The sequence below is a fragment of the Dellaglioa sp. CoH-56-MRSF-13 genome (assembly GCF_056782095.1).
In genome coordinates this window covers 1-4,217 of record NZ_JBXAYC010000013.1, presented here as the reverse complement: position 1 = coordinate 4,217, position 4,217 = coordinate 1, and the positions used below count along the sequence as shown (strand labels likewise).

Sequence of the window (4,217 nt, the reverse complement as noted above, 5' to 3'; positions counted from 1 at the left end):
ATTTCAATATCAAATTCAAAACAACAGACCTTGCCACTTTTTCAAAAGTGGCAAACCCAGAAAATTTCTACATGTCTCCGACGGCTCGAAAACGAGTTGCCAAGAGGGTGGAAAATCAGTGGATCGTATCAACTTCTTAAATTCCTTCCGATTTGCTTCAGTCAGACATTTATCGTTGACCCTACCGTTTATTTTCCCACTGGCCAAATAAAAAAGAGTAGCCTAAGCTACCCTTTTCTAAAAAAATAGTTCAACAATCGCGCCCATTGAAGGTAAATTTTTAAGAAATAACATTTTTTCATTTTACTTAGAAAATATAATACTAGCCCCTTTTATCACATTTTTCCGTACAAATAGAAATGCATATTCTCTTGTAATTCTGGCAAATCGAGCGTTTCTTCAGCTAATCGTTCCAAACCTTGATGTTCATAAAAGCCAAAATTACATGTCGTATCCGTAAATAAGTAAAATGTCTTAAGATTTTCAGATGTCATATAATCTAAAAATTGTTGATACAATTGTTTACCGATACCTGAACCACGTTGGTTTCCATCTACAACAAAAAAAGCTAATTCACCATCAAAGTTTGTACCAATGCTCTTTAAAAGAATTTCATCAACTTCTTCAAATTTTTGAAACGTCTTTCCAATTTTACGCCCTTCTTTAGATATAGCAATTCGTGCAACAGCAATTCCTTGCCGAATAAGATACCTTAGTGGTTTACGATGTGTTTCTCTATTTTTACCCATAATAATACCAACAGGCACTTCATTAAAAACAGCAACACTAGTAAATGTTTGATTAACAAGACAACTGGCAAGATATATTTTAGACAGTTGTTTAGCTAATTTTGGGCTTCCTAATCGATCGTAGTTCCATGATTTGCGAATCATATCTTCCAAGATATGATAATCGGATGGTTTAATAGGACGGTATTTAATATCTGCTTGTGTCATTACTTTTCCTCCAAATAATTAACTTCTAAATTGTTCTTAAATCCAATATATTCCACGTCAATAATCATTACTTAACCTCTCCAGTCTCAATATTTATTTTATTTCTCCCATTTCTATCAATTCCTCAAATCCTTCAACAAAGTAATCTCTATCTTTCAAACAAACAACTCGTTTTTCTGGACCTTCAGGTGTCTCAGTTTCACTTAACTTTATACCACAAATAAAGCATTGACCTAAAAGCTCTTTAGTCGGGATAACATTTTGATCAGTGTATTCTAAGTATTTCTCAACATCACTTTCACTAAACTCTCTCATGCTCTCACCCCTCTCTCATTCTTTATTTCTCCTGTATCAGGATCAATGGTTTTTGAATAGACCGGACGATAACCACATTGGTAATTTGCATCAAAATATAGTCGAAAAATTCCAGAAGAACTTGAAATTATTTCATTCACATATTTCATACTCTCAATTCCAAATTCGTTACCTCTTTGTCTGATAAACGAGCTTAATTCCTTTACATTAACAATGTTATATTCATCTACAATTTCAAGTAAAGTCTGCCTTAATTCTTTCTTTTCATTTTCATCAAGTGTTACGTATCTATCAATATCAAAATCATTTATAAAGATTAAATCTTTTTTATCGTAGCGGTGTTTACCTTTCTTAATTGCATCAGAACTTTCATGCGTTAAATACTGAAAATAATACTCCACGCTATCAACAATTTCGATATGAGATACAGATTGATCACCTAAATTACGTTTTATTTTTTTCCGAATACTTTCAACAGTAACCGGATTACGAGCAATATACAAAACATGATAATGTGGTTTTTTATAAATTGATCCACCAGCACTTATTATCTCTTGTTCATCAGGAGTCATATCTTTAAATTTTCGTTCAGTTTTATCTAAATTATGGAGCGGACTAATCGCCATAGGAATACCAGTTTTTTCTAAATTTTCAATAAAGTTTTCAGGAATACTTTCAGGATACAAAATGAATGCAAAGTTTCTAGCCTTTGTATTTTTAGTAGTCATATAGTATAATCACCTTTAGAAAATAAAAGCATTTTTCACGAGCGAACTTGAGAGAGGGCGCTCTTTTTTTATGCTCATTTTTCTCCTTTCTTAGATTTTTCGATAACATCACGCATATAGTTTCTAATATCGTAAGTTACAATTTTTCCTTCACTTTTTAAAATCTCTTTGTAATCAGCATACATCTTTTTAGGTATTCTAACGGTTACAACTTGATATTCTGTTTTCTCTTCAGGCATAAAACTCACTCCTTTATTTTTTTATCATTATACATCATTATATACTTATAGTCTATATAGTCAAAAAATAACCCGTTTAAAAAAACGGCGGTCAAAACGGCGGTCAAACGGCGGTCATAAAAAAACTCCCAAATCCATTGGGAGAGTAAGCGTAAAGTCCTATTCAAGTAAAATTTGGCACTCGGCACTTATAGGGGGGTCGTAGTACGGGAGCGAAATTCGCTCCCTGCCCCCTGATTTTCAAAATTTTTATCCCACTCAAACCAAAATATGGGCTCCGCCCAAACCCGCAAGCTGTGTCAGCTTGACCCCATAAATGAGCGGGAGCTCCCGCTCAAACTCACCCCGCACTCGCCGTGGGGCAGGCAAAAAAAGCAGGTGTGCTTTTCTTTGCATGCGCAAAAGTGTTTTATCCGCTAGTCTATCAACTCCTTAAAGCCTCAAAAAGGGGCTAACTGCTAAAGCAGCAAGCCCCTTTAATTCGATTTACCGTTGACAGACACAAAATTAACGACGTTCAATCTAGCCAGATGTTAAATTAAGCTCTTAAATGCCATTTTAAGCCCATATAAGCGTTTTAAAGATGTGGACCGCCTAATTCATCAGATTTATGTTTTTCGAGTTCCTGTGAGCTTTCAGGGGCTTTTTTAGACGGTTCTTTTAGTCCTGCACGTTCTAGCCACTTGTCAGGTAAATTGATACCTAGTTTTTTGTGTAGAAATTCATCAACATTGCGGACAATGCCTTGAAGTGTTCCGACTAACTTTTGCAATCGCTCATTCTCTCTTTCGAGGTCATTATAGTCCCACGTTGTTCTAGTCAGTTTATCTCTTAACGAGTCGGCTTCACGCCTTGCTCTAGCATGCATTTGATTGTAATTATCACTAAAAGACGCCCGTTGTTCCAAATCAGCGAGATCAGATTTATCAACCATGACTTTATTTTTATTCAGCAAAGTTGGTTTACTAGCAATTTTTTTGTTATCCCGTGGCTTGATTTCATCAAGCTGTTTTTTAGTATCTGCAAGCTTTGCTTGTGTCTCTTGTTTTTCGGTCTCTATTTTTTTCAAATCTTCCCGCATAGTTTTGTATTCGGGTACTGATAAATTCTTACGCTCTTTGTTTTTGTTGCCACGTTGAACATCAAAGCCATTCTCTTTGAGATATTGTGGTAATTCCTCTTGAATGCGCTGTAAGGCTTCACGATTGAATATACGCTTAGCTGAGAGCTTTCTATCATCATCAAAGGGCACAATGCCCATATGCATGTGAGGGGTCTTCTCGTCCAAGTGAACGACCGCATAACGAATATTTTCGTCGCCATAGTTATCTGCAAAATATTGTTTGGCTGTTTCAAAATATTTACGGGTTTCGACTTCGTCTAATTGCTCAAAAAAATCTTTGTCACTGGTTAGAATCCACTCATTGACTAAAACAGCGTCTTTGCGAACTGCCCGCTTACTAGCTTTATTTTCGTTGATATAGGCTTCAATATCCGTTTTAAAATTATCAGTGCGCCCAGCCACCAAATCATAATTCAAGTGGGAGCGGGAAACATCAATATCTTCGTTGCTGTGATTAGTCGTTTTCCGTTGGTCATGATTGCCAATACCGACTAAATTATCAGCTTTTAATTTCGTCATTCTAGCCACTACAAAACTCATAGTACGCACCTCATTTCGGAGTTATCTTCCAAGTAAAGTATAACCCACTATACTTCACTCTGTGAAGTGTGGTCTCTGCGAGGCTAAAAACTGTCTGTCCACTTTGCCCCTTTTTTCGCCTTTAGGCTGAAAAGGTTCGACGTGAACAGGCACAAAAAAAAACGCCTACAGCTGTCCTTTTTTCTAGTAACAGAAATGATATTTTCACCTTTGCATTTTTCCGCAACGATTGCAAATTCATTTCAATATCAAATTCAAAACAACAGACCTTGCCACTTTTTCAAAAGTGGCAAACCCAGAAAATTTCTACATGTCT

Annotated in this window: 5 protein-coding genes; all 5 read right to left on the bottom strand. The window is 35.9% G+C overall.

The annotated features are described in order from the left end of the window. Positions 1-335: 335 nt before the first annotated feature. The gene (locus AC1RP1_RS07535; RefSeq protein ID WP_481761989.1) at positions 336-956 is read right to left on the bottom strand and encodes a GNAT family N-acetyltransferase; all 621 of its coding nucleotides are present in this window, start codon (positions 954-956) and stop codon (positions 336-338) included. 93 nt (positions 957-1,049) lie between these two features. Continuing rightward, complete coding sequence (locus tag AC1RP1_RS07530) at positions 1,050-1,271, bottom strand: hypothetical protein (protein WP_481761990.1); 222 nt, start codon at positions 1,269-1,271, stop codon at positions 1,050-1,052. Beyond that, entirely contained in the window at positions 1,268-1,999 is a 732-nt protein-coding gene (locus AC1RP1_RS07525) for a replication protein (RefSeq protein WP_481761991.1), read from the bottom strand. Before AC1RP1_RS07525 ends, AC1RP1_RS07530 begins: the two co-directional genes overlap by 4 nt. A 74-nt stretch (positions 2,000-2,073) precedes the next feature. Continuing rightward, on the bottom strand, positions 2,074-2,238 hold the full coding sequence (locus tag AC1RP1_RS07520; protein WP_481761992.1) for a transcriptional regulator: 165 nt from the start codon (positions 2,236-2,238) through the stop codon (positions 2,074-2,076). A gap of 577 nt (positions 2,239-2,815) precedes the next feature. After that, the gene (gene mobV / locus AC1RP1_RS07515) at positions 2,816-3,901 is read right to left on the bottom strand and encodes a MobV family relaxase (protein WP_004906452.1); all 1,086 of its coding nucleotides are present in this window, start codon (positions 3,899-3,901) and stop codon (positions 2,816-2,818) included. Between the last annotated feature and the right edge of the window lie 316 nt (positions 3,902-4,217).

What these genes read in the sequence shown, in the direction of transcription:
- AC1RP1_RS07535 (WP_481761989.1), bottom strand. Translation starts at nt 956, where the DNA reads ATGACACAAGCAGATATTAAATACCGTCCTATTAAACCATCCGATTAT.
- AC1RP1_RS07530 (WP_481761990.1), bottom strand. Translation starts at nt 1,271, where the DNA reads ATGAGAGAGTTTAGTGAAAGTGATGTTGAGAAATACTTAGAATACACT.
- AC1RP1_RS07525 (WP_481761991.1), bottom strand. Translation starts at nt 1,999, where the DNA reads ATGACTACTAAAAATACAAAGGCTAGAAACTTTGCATTCATTTTGTAT.
- AC1RP1_RS07520 (WP_481761992.1), bottom strand. Translation starts at nt 2,238, where the DNA reads ATGCCTGAAGAGAAAACAGAATATCAAGTTGTAACCGTTAGAATACCT.
- mobV (WP_004906452.1), bottom strand. Translation starts at nt 3,901, where the DNA reads ATGAGTTTTGTAGTGGCTAGAATGACGAAATTAAAAGCTGATAATTTA.